This is a genomic window from Brevundimonas basaltis (assembly GCF_014202075.1).
Classification (GTDB): domain Bacteria; phylum Pseudomonadota; class Alphaproteobacteria; order Caulobacterales; family Caulobacteraceae; genus Brevundimonas; species Brevundimonas basaltis.
In genome coordinates, this window is the sequence record NZ_JACHFZ010000002.1 from 563,110 (window position 1) to 584,564 (window position 21,455).

Annotated in this window: 20 protein-coding genes; 7 read left to right on the forward strand and 13 right to left on the reverse strand. The window is 68.7% G+C overall.

The window, feature by feature from the left end; translation table 11 throughout:
* Positions 1-19 precede the first annotated feature (19 nt).
* The 5 genes from HNQ67_RS07260 to HNQ67_RS07280 all read right to left on the reverse strand — a co-directional run bounded on the left by HNQ67_RS07260 (position 20) and on the right by HNQ67_RS07280 (position 5,733).
* Positions 20-1,699, reverse strand: coding sequence for a response regulator (locus HNQ67_RS07260; RefSeq protein WP_183253843.1), 1,680 nt, complete (start codon positions 1,697-1,699; stop codon positions 20-22).
* Positions 1,696-3,195, reverse strand: a complete 1,500-nt coding sequence (locus HNQ67_RS07265; RefSeq protein WP_183253845.1) for an ATPase domain-containing protein — start codon at positions 3,193-3,195, stop codon at positions 1,696-1,698. Before HNQ67_RS07265 ends, HNQ67_RS07260 begins: the two co-directional genes overlap by 4 nt.
* Before the next feature lie 65 nt (positions 3,196-3,260).
* On the reverse strand, positions 3,261-4,652 hold the full coding sequence (locus tag HNQ67_RS07270) for a phage terminase large subunit family protein (RefSeq protein ID WP_221247773.1): 1,392 nt from the start codon (positions 4,650-4,652) through the stop codon (positions 3,261-3,263).
* Positions 4,652-5,158: a hypothetical protein gene (locus HNQ67_RS07275; RefSeq protein WP_183253847.1), complete on the reverse strand. Its 507-nt coding sequence runs from the start codon at positions 5,156-5,158 to the stop codon at positions 4,652-4,654. Before HNQ67_RS07275 ends, HNQ67_RS07270 begins: the two co-directional genes overlap by 1 nt.
* Before the next feature lie 278 nt (positions 5,159-5,436).
* Positions 5,437-5,733 carry a hypothetical protein gene (locus tag HNQ67_RS07280; protein ID WP_183253850.1) on the reverse strand — a complete coding sequence of 99 codons (297 nt, stop codon included), beginning with the start codon at positions 5,731-5,733 and terminating at the stop codon, positions 5,437-5,439.
* Between the two features lie 167 nt (positions 5,734-5,900).
* Between HNQ67_RS07280 and HNQ67_RS07285 the strand changes: the two genes are divergently transcribed.
* Positions 5,901-6,923 (forward strand): AAA family ATPase, encoded by a 1,023-nt coding sequence (locus tag HNQ67_RS07285; RefSeq protein ID WP_183253851.1) that lies wholly within the window; start codon positions 5,901-5,903, stop codon positions 6,921-6,923.
* Positions 6,924-7,145: 222 nt separating this feature from the next.
* A complete protein-coding gene (locus tag HNQ67_RS07290; RefSeq protein ID WP_183253853.1) occupies positions 7,146-9,497 on the forward strand; it encodes a S8 family peptidase in 2,352 nt (783 codons plus the stop codon).
* A gap of 173 nt (positions 9,498-9,670) precedes the next feature.
* Here HNQ67_RS07290 and groL read toward each other — a convergent pair whose 3' ends face one another.
* Positions 9,671-11,323, reverse strand: coding sequence for a chaperonin GroEL (gene groL, locus HNQ67_RS07295; RefSeq protein ID WP_183253855.1), 1,653 nt, complete (start codon positions 11,321-11,323; stop codon positions 9,671-9,673).
* A gap of 56 nt (positions 11,324-11,379) precedes the next feature.
* Entirely contained in the window at positions 11,380-11,667 is a 288-nt protein-coding gene (gene groES, locus HNQ67_RS07300) for a co-chaperone GroES (protein ID WP_183253857.1), read from the reverse strand.
* 253 nt (positions 11,668-11,920) lie between these two features.
* On the opposite strand from groES, the gene HNQ67_RS07305 reads away from it, so the two are divergent.
* On the forward strand, positions 11,921-12,358 hold the full coding sequence (locus tag HNQ67_RS07305; RefSeq protein WP_183253859.1) for a hypothetical protein: 438 nt from the start codon (positions 11,921-11,923) through the stop codon (positions 12,356-12,358).
* Positions 12,359-12,500: 142 nt separating this feature from the next.
* Here the strand turns inward: HNQ67_RS07305 and HNQ67_RS07310 are convergent, their stop codons facing one another.
* Together HNQ67_RS07310 and pgi are read right to left on the reverse strand one after the other, a co-directional pair.
* A complete protein-coding gene (locus tag HNQ67_RS07310; RefSeq protein WP_183253861.1) occupies positions 12,501-12,947 on the reverse strand; it encodes a two pore domain potassium channel family protein in 447 nt (148 codons plus the stop codon).
* 94 nt (positions 12,948-13,041) lie between these two features.
* Positions 13,042-14,667 (reverse strand): glucose-6-phosphate isomerase, encoded by a 1,626-nt coding sequence (gene pgi / locus HNQ67_RS07315; protein WP_183253863.1) that lies wholly within the window; start codon positions 14,665-14,667, stop codon positions 13,042-13,044.
* A gap of 102 nt (positions 14,668-14,769) precedes the next feature.
* Here pgi and HNQ67_RS07320 point away from each other — a divergent pair, with 102 nt between their 5' ends.
* Positions 14,770-15,246 (forward strand): hypothetical protein, encoded by a 477-nt coding sequence (locus HNQ67_RS07320; protein ID WP_183253866.1) that lies wholly within the window; start codon positions 14,770-14,772, stop codon positions 15,244-15,246.
* Positions 15,247-15,270: 24 nt separating this feature from the next.
* Here the strand turns inward: HNQ67_RS07320 and HNQ67_RS07325 are convergent, their stop codons facing one another.
* The 4 genes from HNQ67_RS07325 to HNQ67_RS07340 form a co-directional block, all read right to left on the reverse strand.
* Positions 15,271-15,936, reverse strand: a complete 666-nt coding sequence (locus tag HNQ67_RS07325; protein WP_343054846.1) for a thioredoxin family protein — start codon at positions 15,934-15,936, stop codon at positions 15,271-15,273.
* 11 nt (positions 15,937-15,947) lie between these two features.
* Positions 15,948-17,990, reverse strand: coding sequence for a protein-disulfide reductase DsbD family protein (locus HNQ67_RS07330; protein WP_183254042.1), 2,043 nt, complete (start codon positions 17,988-17,990; stop codon positions 15,948-15,950).
* Positions 17,991-18,168: 178 nt separating this feature from the next.
* Entirely contained in the window at positions 18,169-18,603 is a 435-nt protein-coding gene (locus HNQ67_RS07335) for an OmpA family protein (protein ID WP_183253869.1), read from the reverse strand.
* A gap of 73 nt (positions 18,604-18,676) precedes the next feature.
* Positions 18,677-19,018: a YMGG-like glycine zipper-containing protein gene (locus tag HNQ67_RS07340; RefSeq protein ID WP_183253870.1), complete on the reverse strand. Its 342-nt coding sequence runs from the start codon at positions 19,016-19,018 to the stop codon at positions 18,677-18,679.
* Between the two features lie 159 nt (positions 19,019-19,177).
* On the opposite strand from HNQ67_RS07340, the gene HNQ67_RS07345 reads away from it, so the two are divergent.
* Genes HNQ67_RS07345 through HNQ67_RS07355 form a run of 3 tightly spaced genes read left to right on the forward strand, consistent with a single transcriptional unit; the run spans position 19,178 to position 21,409 of the window.
* Complete coding sequence (locus HNQ67_RS07345) at positions 19,178-19,516, forward strand: hypothetical protein (protein WP_183253872.1); 339 nt, start codon at positions 19,178-19,180, stop codon at positions 19,514-19,516.
* 58 nt (positions 19,517-19,574) lie between these two features.
* On the forward strand, positions 19,575-20,558 hold the full coding sequence (locus tag HNQ67_RS07350) for a diacylglycerol/lipid kinase family protein (RefSeq protein ID WP_183253874.1): 984 nt from the start codon (positions 19,575-19,577) through the stop codon (positions 20,556-20,558).
* 8 nt (positions 20,559-20,566) lie between these two features.
* On the forward strand, positions 20,567-21,409 hold the full coding sequence (locus tag HNQ67_RS07355; protein ID WP_343054848.1) for a metallophosphoesterase family protein: 843 nt from the start codon (positions 20,567-20,569) through the stop codon (positions 21,407-21,409).
* Positions 21,410-21,455: the final 46 nt, after the last annotated feature.

The following is a 21,455-nucleotide window of genomic DNA, read 5'->3' on the forward strand; positions in this document are numbered from 1 at the left end:
CGTTCAGGACGCCGCCGGCTCAGGCGGCAGCGAAGCTGCGCGACAGCTTGTGCGCCAGTTCCGCCTGGACGAACGGCTTGTGCACGATCTGGTGGTCTCCGACGCCGGTCAGGGCCTCCGCATCGGCGTAGCCCGTGGCGAACAGGATCGGCACTCGCGGCCGCCGGGCGCGGACTTCCCGCGCCAGGTCCGCGCCGTTCATTCCGGGCATGGCGAAGTCCAGCACCACCGCGCTGATGTCCTCGTTCCGCTCGATCAGCTCCAGCGCCGCCCCGCCGCTTCCGGCCTCGACGACGTCGTAGCCGAGATCGGTCAGCAGGCCGGCCGTGACCTCCCGCACCGCATCGTCGTCGTCGACCACCAGAACGACCAGATGGTCCTCGTGGGCGGACGGCGCCGTCTCCGTCTCCGCGCCCTGTTCGGCCGGCGCGCTGCTGGCCTTGGGCAGGAACACCTGGATGGTCGTGCCGCGACCCGATTCAGTCTCGATGGCGACGCCGCCGCCCGACTGTTTTGCAAGGCCGAAGACCTGACTGAGCCCGAGCCCCGATCCCTTGCCGACCTCCTTGGTGGTGAAGAAGGGTTCGAAGGCGCGGGCACGCACCTCTTCGGTCATGCCCGAACCCGTATCGCTGACCGAGACCATCACATATTCGCCCGGGGGCGGGGCTTCGGGCGTGTCGGGCTCGCGCAGCACGACATTGGCGGTGCTGATGGTCAGCGACCCGCCGACCTCCATGGCGTCGCGGGCGTTGATCGCCAGATTGAGGATGACCAGTTCGATCTGGGTCGGATCGATCATCGCCGGCCACAGATCATCCGCCAGCCGGGGCGGAGCGATCTGCACGCTGCCGCCGATCGTGCTTTGCAGCAGATCCTGCATGCTCTTGACCGTGCTGTTCAGATCGACCGGGCGCGGCTCCAGCTTCTGCTGCCGCGAGAACGCCAGCATCTGCGCCGTCAGCCGGGCGCCGCGATGCGAGGCCTCGCTCATCATCTCCAGCCGCCGCTGCAAGGCCGGATCATCCGCCTTCTTCCGCAGCTGTTCGACATTGCCGAGGATCACGGTCAGCAGATTGTTGAAGTCATGCGCCACGCCCGAGGTCAGCTGCCCCACGGCTTCCAGCCGCTGGGCCTGACGCAGGGCCGACTCGACCTTCTCGCGTTCCCCGATCTGCGAGGCCAGCTGCCGGTTGGCCGCCTCCAGCTCGGCGGTGCGCTCGGTCACGCGGCGCTCCAGCGTGATCTCCGCGCGCCGGATCTCCTCGATCCGCTCGCGCGCCTCATACTGGCGCTTGCGCCCGCGCAGGGCCGTCCGCACGGCGCTGACCAGGGTGGTGGGGTGAAACGGCCGCTCCAGAAAACTGACATTGCCGAGGGTGACCGACAGCCGCCGCGCCATCGGATTACGCTCGACGCTGCCGCCGCGCTGGGTCAGCACGATGAACGGGAAATCCGACCACGAGGGCTGCGCCTCGATCCACGCCGCCAGTCCGGTCAGGTCGCAGTCGCGCAGCGCCTCCTCGACGACCACCGCCAGCCCGGCGCCCTCGTCCAGCCGCGCGCGCAGGATATCCAGAGTTTCGCACACCAGCGCCGGGACGCCCGCCTCCTTCAGGATGGCGGCGGCGAGGCCGGCGTCGCGCCCTGTGGGCGCCAGCACCAGCGCCCGATTCGACAGATCGCCCCCCTCGATCATGCGGACGCTTCGCCCAACAGCCCCGAGCCCTGCCCCACGAAATTCGGCACCCCGCGCAGCACGCCCTGGAAGCCGTGCAGCGGCTTGCCCATGGTCAATCCCGTCCCGCCGATCTCGTATTCCCGGATGGTCTTCTCGTGGCCGCCGGAGCGCTTCTTGATCACCGACACGGCCCGCCGCACATGGCCCAGCGCCTCGAAATAGCGCAGCAGGATCACGGTGTCGGCCAGATAGGTCACGTCCACCGGCGCCTTCATCTCCCCGACCAGGCCGTGCTGGGCCACGGTCAGATAGGTCGAGGCCCCCTGGCGGTTGAGATACTGCAGCAACTCATGGATATGCAGCACCAGGAACTGCTCCTGCGGCATCGCCGCCTGGTAGCCGTTCAGGCTGTCGATGACGACGGTCCGGATCGCCTTCTCGCCCACGCAGTGCCGTACGCGCGCGGCGAACTCGCCCGGCGACAGCTCGGCCGCGTCGACCTGTTCGATGATCAGCGAGCCCGCGTCGCGCATCGCCTCCAGATCGACGCCCATCCCCTTCATCCGGTTGAACAGCAGGCCCAGCTCCTCGTCGAAGATGAACAGCGCCGCCTTCTCGCCGCGCTGCACCGCCGCCACCGCGAAATTGATCGCGAACAGCGACTTGCCGGTCCCCGCCGGGCCGAGGATCAGGGCGCTCGAGCCGCGCTCGACCCCGCCGCCGAGCAGTTCGTCCAGCTCGGCCACCCCGCTCGACACCGGGCTGCGGTCGAAGCTGGTGCGGTGCTCCGAGGCGACGATGCGCGGATAGACCTCCAGCCCGCCGGTCTTGATGGTGAAGTCGTGATAGCCGCCGCGGAAACGCCGCCCGCGGTATTTGATCACTCGCACCCGGCGCCGCTCGGCCCCGTATTCCGGGGCCAGCTCCTGCAGCTGGATCACCCCGTGGGCCACGCTGTGCACCGTCTTGTCGTTGACGTCGGTGGTCAGGTCGTCGAGCAGCAGCACGGTAATGCCGCGCTTGGCGAAATAGTGTTTCAGCGCCAGCACCTGGCGCCGGTAGCGCAGCGAGCCCTGGGCCAGCAGGCGAATTTCGGACAGGCTGTCGACCACCACCCGCTTCGGATTCACCCTCTCGACCGCGTCGAAGATCATCCGCGTGGTCTCGCCCAGCTCGAGGTCCGAGGAATACAGCAGGCTCTGCTGCTGCTGCTCGTCCAGCAGGCTCTCGGGCGGGACCAGTTCGAAGATGTCGATGCCGTCCAGCGACCATTCGTGCGCCGCCGCCGTGGCGCGCAGCTCCTCCTCGGTCTCCGACAGGGTGATGTAGAGACAGGCCTCGCCGCGGTCCGCCCCCTCCATCAGGAAGCGCATCGCCGCCGTGGTCTTGCCGGTGCCCGGCGCCCCCTCCAGCAGATACAGCCGGTCCCGGGCCAATCCGCCGCCGAGGATGTCGTCCAGCCCCGGAATCCCCAGGGCGGCCTGATCCCGCCCCGCCGTCTCACGCTTCGTCATGCCGTCTCTCATCGTCTAGCTGAGCCGTAACGCACGGAAATCGAGAAGGTTACAAGGGGGGAGATTCACAGCACCCGCACGCTCGGCCCCGCGGGGGAGCGTCCGGGAATCAGGTCCGTCACCGCCCACACCAGCGCATCGGCCCGGTCCGGCGAGCCCGCGCCGGCGTCCTCGCCGCCCAGCTCCAGCAGTTCGGCCTCCAGCGCCTCCAGCCCCGCCGCATGCGCCACCCGGCCCTGTTCGTACAGCGCCGCGACCGGCTCGGCCCGCGCGACCTTGCCCAGCGAGGCGTGCACCCGCCGGATCGCCCCGCCCCAGCCCGAGGCGCGCAGCACCGCCTCGGCCATGGCCCCGCCGTTGTTGGCCTCGACCACCAGCCGCGCGGCGCCGAACTCCTCCGCCGCCGCCCGCGCCCGCGCCGCCCAGGCCTCGGGCGACAGCCCCCGCGCCGTCCGGTCGGCCAGCACCCTCAGCCGCCCCTGACGCCGCCCCACGACCACGATCCCGCAGGCGTCCCGCGGCCGCCCGGACAGCGTCCCCGCCGGCGGATCGACCGCCACGACGACTATCTCCCAGGGTCCTGTCACCGGGTTGGCCAGAGCGGCCTCCATATCCGGGCTCAAGTAGCCCGAAGGGCGGTAGCCCCCACCAAGAATGCGAGCGCGGACAAGGTCCGCGTTCGTGAACAAGGCCCCCTCGGCCTCCAGCAGCTGTCCTTCCAGCTCCTGCGCCGCGCGCCTTGTGCCGCCGTACAGGTCCTGCATCGCCGCCAGAAACCCCGGCGCGAGGTTCCCCGCATTGGCGCGCGTCGGCGCATCGGTCCGCGCGCAGCCCGCCTCGGCCAGCACCCCCCGGATCAGCCGCCCCGGCCGGGGCGTCGTGGTCAGAACAAGGCGTGGCGAAGCCCAGGCCGCGTCGGGTCGGGAGGTCCCGAAGGGCCGACGACCGCGGCCCACTAAAGACGCGCTCGCCTCCACCGGCCCCGAAAGCCTGAGCCCCAGCCTGAGCATCGCCAGCGCTTCCCCGCCCCGCGCCCAAGCGCACACCTCGTCCCCCCAGGCGGCGTGGAACTGCGGCCCCCTCAGCCGCTCCGGCTCCCCGGCCGAGAACAGCAGCCCGACCGCCCCGCCCGGAAACCGCACCCGCCTCAGCGACGGCTCATACGCCGCCCCCGTCCGGTACGGCAGGTTCAGCACCCCCGACGGCCCCTCCACCATCACCGTGCGCGCGTCGTGCAGCGTCGGCCCCACCAGGGCGATCCGCCCCCCGTCCCCCAGCCGCGCCGCCGTCTCCCACGCCCATTCCGCCCCCGCCCGCGTCTTCCCCGCTCCGCGCCCGCCCAGAAACACCCAAGTCCGCCAGTCCCCGTCGGGCGCCCGCTGTCCGTCATGCGCCGTCTTCCGCCACATCGCCTCGCCCAGCACCTCCGGCGTCACCCACTCCAGAGCCCCCGCCATCAGTCCGCCCCCGCCTCCCGCCGCAAAAAGTCCAGCGCCGCCCGCGCCCCTCTCAGGGTCCCGTCCGGGTCCCCGCGCTCGCCCGCCCCCACGGTCCCGCGCGCCAGCCGCTCCAGCGTCCCGGCCAGCCGCGCATAGGTGTAGGATCGCGTCGGCTGCGCATCCCTCAGCATGGCGATGGCGGTGGTCGCCGCCGCCCGCGCCGCCTCGCCCAGCGACGCCCCCTCGGCCAGCGCCCGCACCGGCGCGTCCGCCTCGCACCCCCGGGCCTCGCGCACCGCGTCCCGCACCTCCGCCTCATCCAGCGCACAGGCCTCCGTCACCTGGTCCCGCCTCAGACAGCCGTGCTCGCTGACGTGCGTATAGATGGTCCGCTCCGTCCCCCCGAACCGCGCCGCCAGCGCTTTGGCCGTCGCCCCCGCGACATACATCGCCCGGATCTCGGCCCACTCGCTCTCCGGCCGCCGCCGATACGGCCGCCGCTCCATCCCCGTCGTCCCCGCCATCGCGGTCTCTCCCTGCCGGCTTCATCCAGCCGCAGAGTCTGCCCCCGCCGCGTCATGGGGCGGGAAGATCGATTCTAGTTTCGCCCAACCCCCGGATTTCCCACGGTTCCCCGCGCTGAACCCGACTATAATTCCCGGAATAGCCAGCACAGCGTCACAGGACAGGTGCGCGGCCAAACCTGTCCTTCTCCCCACCGGGGGTGGAGGAGGGTCGCATGCGATCCGACGACGGGTGGCCCGGAGGGCCGGATGAGGGGGCTGTCACCCCCGCACCGGTCTTAGGCCGAAGACCCCTCCAGCACCCCCACCACCGCCCCGAACAGCGCCTGCGCCGCCCGGTCGTCCAGCGCCTCGACCTCGACCCCCGCCGTCATCCGCTCCAGCCGCCGCACCACGTCGCCGCAGTCCGCCCGCGCCCCCGGCGCCGTCTCCAGCACCCATTCGGCGATGGCGGCGATGCTGCCCAGCGTCTCCTGGTCCGTCATCCGCCCGCCCTCCAGCCCCGCCACCGCCGCGATCTCCCCGATCTCGCGCAGGGCCCGGCGGCAGGTGTGGGGGTCGCGGGGGCTGGTCATGGCCGCCCAACGTGCGGCGGGGGCGGGGGTTCACGCATCTCAGGATTCGGGATTTCTGGCAGCAGCGTGCGAAAATCGCCCAACCAGCGCTCGCTGTCGGCGGCGGGAACCGTTAACCTCACCCTAGGGGTCGGCGGCCGATGGTGCGCCGACTATTCGGGTTTCGCATGGCCACTGCTCGACAAATCGTTGCGCTATTGAACAGCCATGTTCAGGGCGAGGAGGAACAGTTCCTCTCGATTGCCCTTCAGGTGGCGGCTGCGGAATCACGCCGCGGCCGCAAGGAAGTTGCCGACGAACTAAAGCGCCTCGTTGATACAGCGCGCGATCGTCGCCGTTCAGCGTCTCCCGCGGTCGTTCCGGGAGGCGAGGTCAGCATTCCGATCACTCGCCCGCGGGGTGAACTCCAGAACCTGCTGACTAACACCTATCCACGGACCCGATTGGACGATGTCGTTTTGCGTCCCGATCTCAAGGACCGATTGAGTCGGGTTTTATTGCAGCAGCGCCGTCGAGACCGCCTGCGTGCTCACGATCAGACTCCTAACGCCCGTTTGCTGTTTGTTGGGCCGCCCGGAGCCGGCAAGACCATGACGGCATCGGCCTTGGCTGGTGAACTCAGGCTGCCGCTGTTCACCATCCGACTGGACACCTTGATCACCCGTTTCATGGGCGAGACCGCCGCCAAGCTTCGCTTGGTGTTCGATCAAGTTGCAAGCGTTCGGGGTGTCTATCTGTTCGACGAGTTCGATGCCATCGGAGGGCACCGCACGGCAGGCAACGACGTCGGGGAAATGCGGCGGGTCCTCAACTCTTTTCTCCAGTTTCTCGAAGAGACGAACAGCACCGACAGTTTGGTTGTCTGCGCTACCAATCATCCGGAACTCCTCGACCGCGCTTTGTTTCGGCGGTTCGATGATGCGTTGGAGTATGGCCTGCCTGACGACGCCGCTGTGCGGGCGGTGCTTGCGGCACGCCTTGGCCGCTTCAAGGGTGCCCGAATGGCTTGGTCGAAGATCGTTGAGGCGGCCCACGGTTTGAGCCAAGCCGACTTGGTCCGTGCTGCGGATGAAGTGATCAAGGGCGCCATTCTGGACGATCAAAAGGCAGTTTCTACCGAAAGCCTGCTTGCAGCCCTCACTGAGCGCCGAATGGTCCGCGAAACGTTGGCGTCATTCACTGAAAAGTAGCGGTGCCGATAATCGGAACTCGACAGCGGCCCAGTTCGTGCATGAATTCGTCGCATGGCCGATTCGCAGCCCACTCGCCACAACCTCAAGCATGTGCGCATCGACCCTAGGCGGGTCGTGGGCGCCTACAGCCCGCCCTCCCGCGATCTTAGCGACGCAATTGTAGCGCGTGACCACAAAACGCATGGCCCGAAGCTAAGTCAGGCCCTGACAGAGGCCTTCATGACCGGCCGGGCCGGGTTCGTTCATCGTGACGAACAGATCGCGGCCGGTCGGCCCGGCATCTATGTCGAGGTCGAATCGCGCGCAAAAGACAGTTTGCCCGACCTTTCTTGGTCACGTCAGGACATTCGAATTGGCGCGGTGAGGACGACCGACAGCGGCTCGGAGGTCGGGGCTGTGTTCGTGCCGCTGGCAAATACCAGCTTCCTTCTCGACAAGGTCTCGGAATACGGCAGCGAACCCAAAGGGAAGAAGCCAAGCCATCAAGCGAAGATGGACCCGTTGGAGAACATCCGTCCGGCCAACCTCGCTAGTCTGTGGACTGACCAGCGCCCACTTCCAAGCGTGGACGAGACACTCTGGTGGGAATGTTGGTGCTGGAAGGATCGGGTCCATAACCTCATCGCGGCAGCGCGGGGCCTGAACCTGCGCGTCAGCGAGCGGCGGCTGACGTTCCCTGAGTACGTGGTGATTCCGGTCTACGCCTCTCGTCCCCAGATCCAGCGCCTGCTGCAGAACTGCGACGCCGTGGAAGAACTTCGGCGTGCGGAGGACTCACCGCACGTGTTCAACACGGTATTTCGCCGGGAACAGTCTGCTTGGGCTGACGATCTCGTGGCTAGGATCGTCCCTCCCGCAGCGGATGCGCCAGCCGTCTGCATTTTGGACGGTGGTGTGGCCTACGACCATCCATTGCTCGCCGTTGGTCTGAGCCTCACTGACTGCCACACGATAGACGAGGCGTGGCTGGTCGATGATCATCATCGGGACGGCCATGGGACCGGTATGGCGGGCACTGCTCTCTACGGCGATCTGACCTATCCGCTTGCCAGCACAGGGCCGGTCGAACTGTTGCACGGCTTGGAATCTGTGAAGTTTCTGGAGCCGCCGTCAGCCGTTCGTGCCGAACCGAGCAACTATGGGGCCATCACCCAGGCGGCAATCGCCCTGCCGGAGATCGCTGCGCCCGTCAGAGCGCGGGTCTACTGCATGGCGGTGACAAATGAGGACGTCTCGGGCGAGCGTCCGACGAGTTGGAGCGCGGCGCTGGATCAAATTTGTGCCGGCGTCATGCCCGGTGATGACCTACCGGGAGCGCGGCGACGCCTGTTCGTGGTGTCGGCGGGCAACATCCAAGACAGTGCCGATCCCGATGACATTTCGGATCCTGACGAGTTTCCGATCGAGGACCCTGCTCAAGCTTGGAATGCGCTTTCGATCGGTGGTTTCACCGACAAGGTCGATATCCGTGACAATGGCTATGACGGGTGGTCGGGTGCCGCTGTAGTAGGCGACGTGAGCCCCTTCAGCCGCAACTCCGTGGACTGGCTTCACTCGATCACGCCGATAAAGCCTGAGGTAGTGTTCGAAGCTGGAAACAGGGCTATCAATGCGTCCGGAAGCGAAATTGTCGCTGGCTTGGACTCCTTGTCGCTCCTCACAACTGCACGGCAGTTCGACCAGCTACCCTTGACCACTATTTGGGCGACGAGTCCTGCGACTGCCCAAGGGGCAAGCTTCGCCGCTTCCATTATGGCCGAACATCCTGACCTTTGGCCCGAAACTGTTCGGGCTCTGATCGTGCACAGTGCTCAGTGGACCCCACGGATGCTGGAGCGGCTGAAGGCCTGCAAAGGCAGGAAGCGTGACTGCATCACAGAGGCTCGGCAGTTCGGCTATGGTGTCCCACAGCTCGACCGCGCCCTGTCCTCTGCCCGCAACGATGTCGCCCTTATCGCCCAAGGCGAACTCACGCCGTTCAAGCGGGTTAGGAAACTGGGGGATGACGGTAAGCCGGTCTTGGCCGCCCCCTCCCTGAACGAGGCCCACTACTACGACCTACCTTGGCCGAAAGCCGCTCTAGAGGCGCTGGCGGATAAGAAGGTTCAGCTTAAGGTGGTTCTATCCTACTTCATTGAGCCCAGCCTAGGCGATTTGGCTCCCGTCACGCCTTCCCGCTATCAGTCATTTGGCCTTAGGTTTGATCTCAAACGAGCCACGGAATCCAACCGTGACTTCATCCGGAGATTCAACGAGAGCGAACGGGTCAAGGGGGAAGTCCGGCCAAAGGCAGACTCGGACAATCGCTGGCGTTTTGGGAGCCAGAGCATCTCGGCTGGTTCCCTGCATTGCGATGTCTGGGAGGGTCCGGGCGCAGAACTGGCAGCCCGGAATGTTGTCGCCGTATATCCGATTGCGGGCTGGTGGAAGAATCGGACTTCGCTCAAGCAATGGGACCGAAAGGCCCGCTACGCGCTGATCGTCTCAATCACGACTGACGATGCAACCGTGGACCTCCATACTGAGATTGAGATTGCCAACACAACGCCGATCCAGCTGCGTGTTGGCTAGCTTTTGCGGCATCCGCTTCCCGTGGGACTAGAGTTCGGAAAGCCTCCGACCAGCTAGTCAGCGGTTGGCGAAAAAAAGGGCGGGCCCGTCGCCGGACCCGCCCTCTTCCGTCCCGGCTCAGGGCCGGGATGACAACATGTCCCGGAGCGGGCTTTCGCCCGCCCCGGTCTGGATCAGAAGTCCATGTCGCCCATGCCGCCCATGCCGCCGCCGGGCATGCCGCCGGCGCCGCCGGCCGAGGCCTTCTTGGGCGCGTCGGCGACCGCGGCTTCGGTGGTGATCATGATGCCGGCCACCGAGGCGGCGTCCTGCAGGGCGGTGCGGACCACCTTGGCGGGGTCGATGACGCCCATCTGGACCAGGTCGCCGTACTCTTCGGTCTGGGCGTTGAAGCCGAAGGACTTGTCCTTGTTCTCCAGCACCTTGCCGACCACGATCGAGCCTTCGACCCCGGCGTTTTCCGAGATCTGACGGATCGGGGCCTGGATGGCGCGGCGGATGATGGCGATGCCGGCGGTCTGGTCGGGGTTGTCCCCGGTCAGGCCTTCCAGCGCCCTGGTCGCCTTGAGCAGGGCGATGCCGCCGCCGGGGACGATGCCTTCCTCGACCGCCGCGCGGGTGGCGTTGAGGGCGTCGTCGACGCGGTCCTTCTTCTCCTTGACCTCGACCTCGGTCGAGCCGCCGACGCGGATGACCGCGACGCCGCCGGCCAGCTTGGCCAGACGCTCCTGCAGCTTCTCCTTGTCGTAGTCCGAGGTGGTGTCCTCGATCTGCTTCTTGATCTGCGAGATGCGGGCCTCGATGGCGGCCTTCTCACCGACGCCGTCGACGATGGTGGTGTCGTCCTTGGTGATGGTGACCTTCTTGGCCTTGCCGAGCATGTCGAGGGTGACGTTCTCGAGCTTGATGCCGAGGTCTTCCGAGATGACCTGGCCGCCGGTCAGGACGGCGATGTCCTCCAGCATGGCCTTTCGGCGGTCGCCGAAGCCCGGAGCCTTGACGGCGGCGACGCGCAGGCCGCCGCGCAGCTTGTTGACCACCAGGGTGGCCAGGGCCTCGCCCTCGATGTCCTCGGCGATGATGACCAGCGGGCGGCCGGACTGGACGACGGCCTCGAGGATCGGCAGCATGGCCTGCAGCGAGGAGAGCTTCTTCTCGAACAGCAGGATGAGCGGCTCCTCGAGCTGGGCCTCCATCTTGTCGGCGTTGGTGATGAAGTAGGGCGACAGGTAGCCGCGGTCGAACTGCATGCCCTCGACGACGTCGAGTTCGGTCTCGGCGGTCTTGGCTTCCTCGACGGTGATGACGCCTTCGTTGCCGACCTTTTCCATGGCGCGGGCGATCATTTCGCCGACCTCGATGTCGCCGTTGGCCGAGATGGTGCCGACCTGGGCGATCTCGGAGTTGGCGCTGACCTTCTTGGACGAGGCCTTGATGTCCTCGATGACGGCGTGGACGGCCTTGTCGATGCCGCGCTTGAGGTCCATCGGGTTCATGCCGGCGGCGACGGACTTGAGGCCTTCCTGCACGATCGACTGGGCCAGGACGGTGGCGGTGGTGGTGCCGTCGCCGGCCTTGTCATTGGTCTTGGAGGCGACTTCGCGGATCAGCTGGGCGCCCATGTTCTCGAAGGCGTCTTCCAGCTCGATTTCCTTGGCCACCGAGACGCCGTCCTTGGTCGAGCGCGGGGCGCCGAAGGACTTCTGGATGATGACGTTGCGGCCTTTCGGGCCGAGCGTGACCTTGACCGCATTGGCCAGGACGTTGACGCCGCGCAGCATCTTCTCGCGGGCTTCGGTAGAGAACTGAACTTGTTTCGCGGCCATGGGGGGCTGCTCCTAATTCTATGTTTCTGAGGAAAAAGTCGTGGAAACGCCGGTGCTTACGAAAGCACGCCCAGCACATCCGACTCCTTCATGATAATCAGGTCTTCGCCTTCCAGCTTGACCTCCGTGCCCGACCATTTGCCGAACAGGATGCGGTCGCCGGTCTTGAGCTCGAGGGCGTTGACCTTGCCGGTCTCGTCACGGGCGCCGGGGCCGACGGCGACGACTTCGCCTTCCTGGGGCTTTTCCTTGGCGGTGTCGGGGATGATGATCCCGCCCTTGGTCTTGGATTCCTCTTCCACGCGCTTCACGAGCACGCGGTCGCCGAGCGGACGAAACGCCATCTTCAGTGTCTCCCAAATCAGTTTCGATTGAGCGCCCGGTCGCGGCTTTGGCAGCCGCTGCCCCCGAGTGCTAACGCGAGCGGCAGTTAGGCCCGGCCCCGGTCAGCGTCAAGGACCGGGGGCGGAATTTTGGCGCCGCCGGCTGCCCGATGAACGCGGGATGAACCGGCGACCCCCGGCCTGTTCAGGCGCAATGGTCCATACAGGGCTCCTCACCGGCGCACCTCGCGCGACCACCGGGAAAGGACCGACCATGAAGACGCTTGTTAAATACGCCGCCCCCTCCGCCGTGGTCGGCGCCCTGGCCCTGACGCTGGCCGCCGCGACGCCCGCCGACGCCCAGAGCCGCTACCGCGACCGCGACCGCGGCAACGACCGCACCGAGGAGGTGCTGATCGGCGCCGCCGTCGGCGCCCTGGCCGGCGCCCTGATCGGCGGCGGCGACGGGGCCTATATCGCCGGCGGGGCCGTGGCCGGCGCCGCGCTCGGGGCCAGTGCGGGCAATCGCGACGACTGCGGCTACTACCGCGGCGGGCGCTGCTACCGGAACCAGGGTCACTGGGAACGCGAGCACGGCATCAACAGCCGCGACTACGATTCCCGCTACCGCTACGAGCGCCGGGACGACCGCCGCGACCGCCGTGACGAGCGCCGCTATGACCGCGACTACCGCTACGACCGTCGCTGGTAGAACAGCTCCCTTATCCCCGGCCGCGTGAGTACTGGCCGGGTTGGGCGAGAAAGGCGGGCCCCGGAAACGGGGTCCGTCTTTTTCATGCCTGGGGGGCGGGCGGCGGGGCGGTTCGGGTCGAGGGCCGGCGCGCCCGCCCGTCTCAACCCGGCATCAGCCGGTTGGCCTTGCTGACGATGAAGGCCGTCGACCAGCCGATCAGAATGAAGCCGATCAACGCCTCCAGGGCGCCGATCAGCCGCCAGTCCGAGGGAAAATAATCGGCCGTCCGGCCCAGGGTCGCGTAGGCCGAGGCGGAGTAATACAGCGCCTCCTCCACCGTCTGCATGGCGTTGATCAGCAGGTAAAAGCCGGCGAAGATCCCGATCTCGACCGTGTGCAGAACCAGCAGCAGCAGTCCCATCCCCGACATCAGCGAGATGCTCTTCAGGCTGAAGCTCATCTCCTTCAGATGCTCCGTGCGCAGGTCGAGGACTTTCGAAATCCCGGTCAGCCCCAGGGCGTGGACGACCGTCATCACCAGCATCATGCCGCCGGCGGCGCCGAGTTGCTTGCCCAGGGTAACGGTCTGAACGCCCTCTTCAACCATCGCGGACAAATGCCATGGGGAGTCAATCGTTCCCGGACTCCCATGGTCGGGAAGCCGGCGTCCCGACACCAGCCGAGCGGTCGGGCCGCGCGGCCTACACCATCAGCCGCTTCATCAACTCCGCCGTCGACGGATCCAGCCCGGCCGACGGCTCGCCCGCCTGTACGTCCGTCAGGATCGCCTTCGCCAGGACCTTGCCCAGCTCAACGCCCCACTGGTCGAAGCTGTTGATGTCCTGGATCACGCCCTCGACGAAGGTCTTGTGCTCATACAGGGCGAGCAGCGCCCCGACCCGTTCCGGCGTCAGGGCGTCCATCAGCAGGGTCGTCGAGGGGCGATCCCCCGGGAAGGTCTTGTGCGGGGCCAGCCGGTCGGCCTCGGCCTCCGACGCCCCGGCGGCGATCAACTCGGCCCGCGCCTCGGCCCCGGTCTTGCCGATCATCAGCGCCTGGGCTTGGGCCAAGGCATTGGACCACAGCGGCGCGTCGCCCTCGCGGTCGTCCATGGCCGCGTCGGAGGTGTGCCGCACCACGACGAATTCGGCGGGCACGACCATCGGTCCCTGATGGATCTGCTGGAAGAAGGCGTGCTGGCCGTTGGTGCCCGGTTCGCCGAACACGATCGGCCCGGTGGCGGTGTCAACGGGCCTGCCGTCGCGTTTCACCCGCTTGCCGTTCGACTCCATCTCCAGCTGCTGCAGGAAGGCTGGCAGACGGCGCAGGCCGTGGGCGTAGGGGGCCACAGTGCGGGCGTGCCGGTCCCGCCCCTCGACGTTGTAGATCTGCGCCAGCGCCAGCAGCACCGGCGCGTTGCGCTCGAGATCGGCGGTGAGAAAATGCTGGTCCATGGCCCTGGCCCCGTCCAGCACCCGCTCGAACACGTCCCAGCCCAACGCCACCGCGACCGACAGGGACACCGCCGACCACAGCGAATAGCGTCCGCCGACCCAGTCGCGGAAACCGAAGGTCCGGCCGCAGCCCCAGGTCTCGGCCTTGTCCGGCGCGGCGGTGACGCCGATCAGGTGTTTGGCCATCCGTCGTGGCGACAGGTTCGCGGCCAGCCAGGCCTTGGCCAGGTCGGCATTGGCCAGCGTCTCCTGGGTGGTGAAGGTCTTGGACACCACCACCACCAGCGTGGTCTCGGGGTCCAGCCCGGCCAGCGCCTCGCCCATGTCGCGCGGATCGATATTGGCCACGAACCGCAGGTCGATGGTCGGGTCGAGCGGGCGCAGCGCGTCCCACAGCAGGCGCGGGCCCAGGTCCGAGCCGCCGATGCCGATATGGACGATGGCCGAGAACGGCTGTTTGGCCCCGCTGGTCTCGGCGCCCGAGCCAATGTCGGCCGCGAACCGGGCCATCTCGCGCCGGGTCGCCGCCACCTCTTCCGACACCGGCTCGCCCAGCGCCCGGAAGTCGGCGTCGTCGGCGGCGCGGAGGGCGGGGTGCAGCACGGCCCGGCCCTCGGTGTTGTTGACCGCCTCGCCGCCGAACAGGGCCGCGCGCCGCCCTTCGATGTCGCAGGCGCGAGCGAGATCCAGCGCCGCCTCGAACCCCTCGGCGGTCCAGCTTTGTTTGGACAGGTCCAGATACAGGCCCGCCGCCTCGACACCCATCCGCTCAACGCGTTTCGGATCGACAGCGAACTGATGGGCGATGCGCGTGCCGGCGTCCTTGCGGGCGACGGCGCGAAGCATGTCCAGGGCCTGGGAACGGGCGGTCATCGGCGGACTCTGCGGCAGGGAGGGTAAACCCTCGTTTACGGGTCAGGCGTAAGCCGGTTCAACGCCGAAACCCGTGATTCGGCCAAACAAATGAGGTTCGCCATGTCCTGCGGCGTCGCCCTGGCCGTCTCCCTGCTGCTCTCCGATCCGAACGTGGCCATGGCCGCCGCCCGACCGGCCGCCGTCGCCGACGCGCCGGTGTCCGTGGCCGGAGAGCCCCTGTTCGCCGACATCGTCCTCCGCTCCGGCCGGCTGCGCGGCGAAGTGCGCGCCTGGATGGACGCGGGGGCAGCGGATCGGGCCGACTTTTTCGCCGGCCCGGACTATGCCGGCTTCAAGACCCGCGCCGCGGAACTCGCCGCTCTCGACATGCAGGGGCATGTGATCCTCAGGGAGCGCGGGACCGACGGCGATCTGAAATGCATCCTGCGGGGCATTTCGGAAGACATTCCGGTCAAGCTCGGCGCCGTCGAGGCCGCCGCCACCGCCGCTGAACGCCGCGTCGCCCTCGACGAACTCCACTACCTGCTCAACGACAATGTCGAGGTCATCACCGCGCCGCCGCAGCCGGAGGTCTGACCCCTCTCTCACCGGCAGAGGGACCTACGCAGTCTCCGGATACTTGACCGAGCACCCGTACGGCGTCGCGAACGCGGTCCGCACCGGACGCCCGGCCTCCAGATCATCCAGCGCGGCGCGGACGTAGTTGTCGGCGCCTTTCAGGTCCTCGACCTTGCTGGTCGGACGGTCGTCGATGGCGCCGACGTAGACCAGCCGCCCCTCGCCATCGATCACCCGCATGTCGGGCGTGGTCCTGGCGTCATACAGCTTGCCGACCTCGCCGGTCGGATCGAGCAGCAGATGGGTCGAGGCGCCTTTCGTGCGGGTCTTCCATCGCCGGGCGTCCTCGCCCTCGACATGCCCCTGCGTCCCCGGCGCCGACGAGATGATGCTGAGCCACACCACGCCGTCGGCGACCGCCTCGCGCTGCAACGCCTGCATCGCCCCGGTGTAATGCTTCTGCACATAGGGACAGCCCTCGTTGGTCCATTCCAGCACCACCGTCTTGCCGCGGAAATCCGCCAGCGAGCGCTCCGTGCCCTCGGCGTCGACGAGGGTGAAGACCGGCGCCGCCTGACCCGCCATCGGCGGGGCCCCCGCCTTGGCGGTCGTCGCGGCCGGGGCGTCGGCGGGTTCCGGGGCGGCGGCCTGTTGCTGGCAGGCGGCGAGTGTCAGGGCGGCGATAGCAACCAGGGTCAGACGGATCACGGCGGACTCCTTCACGGACGGATGTCATTGAAAGCGTCGATGACGACGCCCTCGGTCAGAAGCTGCGGCAGGATGCGGGGTTCGGTCGATTCCGGCGAATACAACAGATACAGCGGAACGCCCGAGCGGCCGTGACGCTGCAGTTCGGCGGTGATGGCGTCGTCGCGCCGGGTCCAGTCGCCGACCATATAGATGGCGCCGGCGGCTTCCATGGCGGCTTCCACCCGCGCCGAACCGAGCGCCGCCCGCTCGTTGATCTTGCAGGTCACGCACCAGTCGGCGGTGAAATTGACCAGCACCGGCCGGCCCTCGGCCAGCGCCGCCTCGACCGCGGCCGTCGACCAGGGCTGCGAGGGCAGGGACGATGAGCCGGCGGCCCCGACATCCGTCTCCGGCGGCATGCGCGCGGCGACGCCAACCAGCGCGAAGGCGGAAACCAGGGCGACGGCTGCGGCGACGGCGCTGACCACGGCCGTTCCGCCCTCGGCCCGGCGCGCCTGATTTACGCCGGCCAGCCACAGGCCGAAGGCGGTCAGCACGGCGGCGAGCAGCAGCAGGCCGAGGGCCTCCGATCCGCTCTGGCGAGCGAAGACCCAGACCAGCCAGGCCGCCGTGCCGTACATCGGGAAGGCCAGCAGACTCTTGAGCCGCTCCATCCACGGGCCGGGACGCGGCAGGCGCGACAGCAGGCCCGGGGTCAGGCTGACGATCAGGAAGGGCAGGGCGAGTCCGAGGCCCAGCATCAGGAACACCGCCAGCGCCATCGGCCACGGCATCAGCAGGGCCGCGCCGAGGGCGAAGGCCATGAAGGGCGCGGTGCACGGCGCGGCGACGACCACGGCCAGCGCCCCGGTGAAGAAGGCGCCGAGACCGCCGGGCAGCCGCGCCAGCGGTCCCGATCCGGCCCCCTGCAGTCCGGCGCCGACGTGGAACACCCCCGACAGGTTCAGCGCCACCGCCAGCATCAGCAGGGCCAGCCCTGCCGTCACCGGGGCCGATTGCAGCTGGAAGCCCCAGCCCACGGCCTCGCCCGCCGCGCGCAGGGCCAGCAGCAGACCGGCCAGCAGCAGGAAGGTGGTCAACACCCCGGCGAGGAAGGCCAGCCCGTCCCGCCGCGCATGGGCCGGGTCGTGGGCCGATTTCGTCAGGGCCGCCGCCTTCATCGCCAGGATCGGGAAGACGCAGGGCATCAGATTGAGGATCAAGCCGCCGAACAGGGCGAACAGGGCCGCCTGGGCGAAGCCGGCCAGACTTACGCCTTCCGATGGCCCCGTCTCGGCCGGACCGTCGTCCGCCGGCGCCAGATCGCCAGACCCGGCGCTTCCGGGCAGGCCGGGTCCCGGCTCGGCGGTGATCTCCCAGGCGCCGCGCGCCGTGACCAGCACGCCGGAGATGGGACCTTGCAGCCCCGTGCTTCTGAGCTCGCCGCCCGCCTGCGTCCGCAGCGTCAGCCCCTCCGGACCCCAGGCCCCGCTCTGCGGCGCCGGATGTTCGATCACCCCTCCCTCGAAGGGGAAGAAATAGCTCGGCCCGGGATCGCTTCCGGCCAGCGGCCCGCCGGTCGCGCTCAGCGTCAGCACGCCGTTTTCCAGCGCGGTCCGCGCCTCGATCCCCGCGGGGCGGGGCGCGGTCTCGAGGATCGACTGGATCGCCGCGCCGTGGCGCGGGTCCAGCGGCGCCGCGCCGTCGCGAACCGGCAGGTCCAGGCTCAGCGTCAGTTCGTCCGGCACGCACATCTCGGCGCTGCACACCAGGAACAGCGCCTTCACCGTCAGCGACAGCGTCGCCCCCGCCCGCGCCGAGGCCGGAATCTCCACCGGGACCGGCAGATAGACCTCGCCGGAATAGCCGTAGTTCATCAGCCCGGCCAGCCGCTGGCGCTCGGGCAGGGGCCACACGATGTCGCCCGCCCGGACGCCGCCCGGCAGGGTCCAGGTCAGGGTCGTGGCCCCGCCGGAATCGCCGGGATTGCGCCAGTAGGTGTGCCAGTCCGGCTCGATGTCCTGTCGCACCGCCACGATCGCGGTCGAGCCGGGCGCGGCCCATTCAGACATCGCCACCAGTTCGGCGGCGATCCGCTCGGTGCGCTGCACGCGCCCGTCCTGGGCCGCCGCCAACGACGGCAGCCCGAGCAGGGCCAGGATGAGAATGTGCTTGAGGAGGCGGATCACCGGGCGACCTTAGCCATGTCCGCGCGGTTGCGTCACGCGGCGTGCTGTCCCAGTCGGCGCCTCAGCGGGGAGCGGCCTCGACCAGCACCTCGGTCCGGCGACGCATCGGCTCGCTGGCCCCGGCGGCGGTCACCGAGCCGGAGTCGCCCGCACCCACCAGGCTGAACACCGGCGAGGGCCACCCCGCCGCCTGCAGCGCCTCCGCCACCGCCAGCGCCCGCCGCTCGGACAGATCCATATTGGCCTCCGACCCGCCGCGCGCGTCGGCCAGACCGATGACATTCACCTTGCGGATGTCGCAGTCCTGCAGCTTGGTCGCCGTCAGGCCGATGGCGTGCCGGGCCGCATCGGTCAGCCCCGCCTCTCCGTTCCGGAAATAGACGTCGAACCGCTGCGGCGTGCAGAGCCCCGGCTCTGTCACCAGGTCGCTCCGGTCCCACGGCGTCCCCGCGCACCCCGCCACAAGGGCCCCCATCACCACGATCAGCCGCTTCATCCCTGTCCTTTCCACGAAAAAGGGCGGCCCGCCTCGACGAACCGCCCTGATCTCTCACGAAAGCCCGGCGCGCCTAGTAACGGCGCTGACCGTTCTCCCAATAGCATTCCGTTTGCCGATTATCGTAGCAGTAGTAGTACCGGCCCTGGCTGTCGCGGTAGCGCTGCTGGTTGGCCCGGTCCTGCTGTGAGCCGCGGACTGCGCCCGCTGCGCCGCCGACAACCGCACCGATGGCCGCGCCGGTCCCGGCGTTGCCGTCGCCGACATTGTTGCCGATGATGGCTCCGGCGACCGCGCCGATACCGGCGCCGATCGCGCCCTGGCGGACGGTTTGATTGGTGCCGCCGTACGGATCGCTGGCGCAGGCGGAGGCCAGCAGGCCGGCGCCGGCGATGGCGATGATTGCTCTTTTCATGGGTATGTCCTTCATCCCTCGGGTTCGCCCCACGGGTGATAATGCTGGATAAGCGTGACGGTTCCCGCGTTATGCTGCTGGTTCAGCCTGTAACAGGCTTTGCAGTACGTCGCGCGGAGGGTGTGGCAGCCCACGGCGTGGCCAGAGACGGGGGTTCGTATGCGTTTTTCTCAACCGGTCCGCATGGCGGATGACGCCGATCACAGTCCCGTGTGGGCGCGCAGCAAGCGGCGACGCGGCAATCCGTTCATAAGTCTGCTGGTGACGCTTCTGGCGCTGTTCGGCGTCCTGACCGCCGTCCTCGGCGTCAAGGAGAAGTCTCTGGCCGAGGGCGGAGCCTTGATGGACGGCTGGATTTCCAGCGCCGTCGCCAAGGTGCGGGGCGAAGCGCCCAAGGTCGCCGACCAGGCCGGCGAGGCGGCCGGCGCCGCCGCGGCCAAGGCGGGCGACGCGGCCCAGGCGGGCGCTGCCGCCGTCTCGGACGAACTGAAACAATAAACAGCCACGCTTCTACGGCCGACCCGGAACATCGCCCCGGGCGGGGCGTTCGGGCGGAATGAGCGCTACCCTGATCCCGGCGGACGATCCTTCGCCCGCGTCGGACGCCAGGTCCGAGACCCCGGGCGGGGAGGACTGCGTCCTGACCCGCCACGCGCCGCTCAGGCGGGTGATGATGCTGGTCAATCCGCTATCCGGCGGGGTGGGCGAGGGCGCGGCCGCGGCGGCCGAGGCCATCCTCGAACGCTACGCCTGCGAAGCCTCGGTGGTGACGCTGGAGGCGGGACAGTTCGACGCCCAGATCGAGGCGGCGCTTGAGGCACGCCCCGACGTGCTCTTTGTTCTCGCCGGCGACGGCACGGCCGGCGCCATCGCGTCCCGTGCGGGCGCCGACGGGCCGCTGGTCGCGCCCCTGCCGGGCGGCACCATGAACATGCTGCCGCGGGCGCTCTACGGCACGGCGGACTGGAAAGCGGCCCTGAAGGTCGCCTTGGAGGAGGGCGCGCCCCAGGCGGTGGCCGGGGGCGAGGTGACCGACGGCGACACCACGCGCGCCTTCTTCTGCGCTGCCATATTCGGCTCGCCGGCGCTGTGGGCGCCCGCGCGCGAGGCGGTCCGGGTCGGTCAATTGAGACTGGCATGGGCCTATGCCCGCCGGGCCCTCAGGCGCGCGTTTTCGGGCCAGATTCGATACAGTCTGGACGCCCAGCCGCAGCGCCGCGCCGAGGCGCTGGTGCTGATCAGCCCGATGATCTCGCAGGCGATGGACGAGGACACCGGGCTCGAGGCCGCGGCGATGAACCCCTCCGACGCCGCCCAGGCCTTCCGCCTCGCCGCCCACGCCGTGCTCGACGACTGGCGCCAGGACCCCGCGGTCACAACCCGGGCGACACGGCTGGTCCAGATTCGCGCCCGTTCGAGAGTGCCGGCCGTCATTGACGGCGAACCCTTGCTGCTGCGCCAGGAGGCGACGGTGCGCTTCATCCCCGAAGCATTCCGGGCGCTGGCGCCGATCCCGGCGGCGGCGGAGGACAGCGTCTAGTGGGGCGCGTGCTTCAGTTCTCCGACGTGCATTTCGGCCGCGAACACCGTGACGCCTGTGCCGCTGCCCTGGATTTCGCCCACGCCACCCCCAGCGATCTCGTCCTGATCACCGGCGACGTGACCCAGCAGGGATTGCCCCACGAGTTCGCGGCCGCCGGAGACTGGATTCGGAAAATGCCCGAGCCGACCTTCGTCATCGTCGGCAATCACGACGTGCCCTACTGGAGCCTGCCTGCACGCCTGTTCCAGCCATGGCGGGCGTTCGAGCGGGCGATCGGCCACCCCGCTCACGACCATCAGTTCCTTAGTGACACGCTCATGGTCCGCGGGGTGGTCACCGCGCGGGGCTGGCAGGCGCGGCTCAACTGGTCCAAGGGCGTCATCGATCTAGGCCAGACCCGCAAGGCGGCCGAGGCCCTGCGACAGGCGCCGGCGGGCGCGCTGCGCATCCTCGCCTGCCACCACCCCTTGATCGAAATGATCGGCGCTCCGATGACCGGCGAGGTCAAGCGCGGCGAGGCGGCGGCGCACATCTTCGCCGAGGCCGGCGTCGACCTGATCGCCACGGGCCACGTCCACGTCCCGTTCGCCCTTCCGATCGAGCTCGGCGACCACAGCTCCTATGCGGTGGGTTGCGGAACGCTGTCGCATCGCGAGCGCGGCGCGCCGCCCAGCTTCAACCAGATCGACTGGGACGCGGAAGAGATCGTCGTCACCGCCGTCACCTGGACCGGCGACCGCTTCGAACCGGGTCAGAGCTGGCGGCTGCCGCGTCGTCAGGACACCCGCCGGCAGGCGACGGCGCCGGCTGTGGCGGGCCCTGGCCGGCGGGAACAGGCGAACGGCTGACGCGCCTTGCGGACATGAAAAGGGCCGCGATCAACGACCGCGGCCC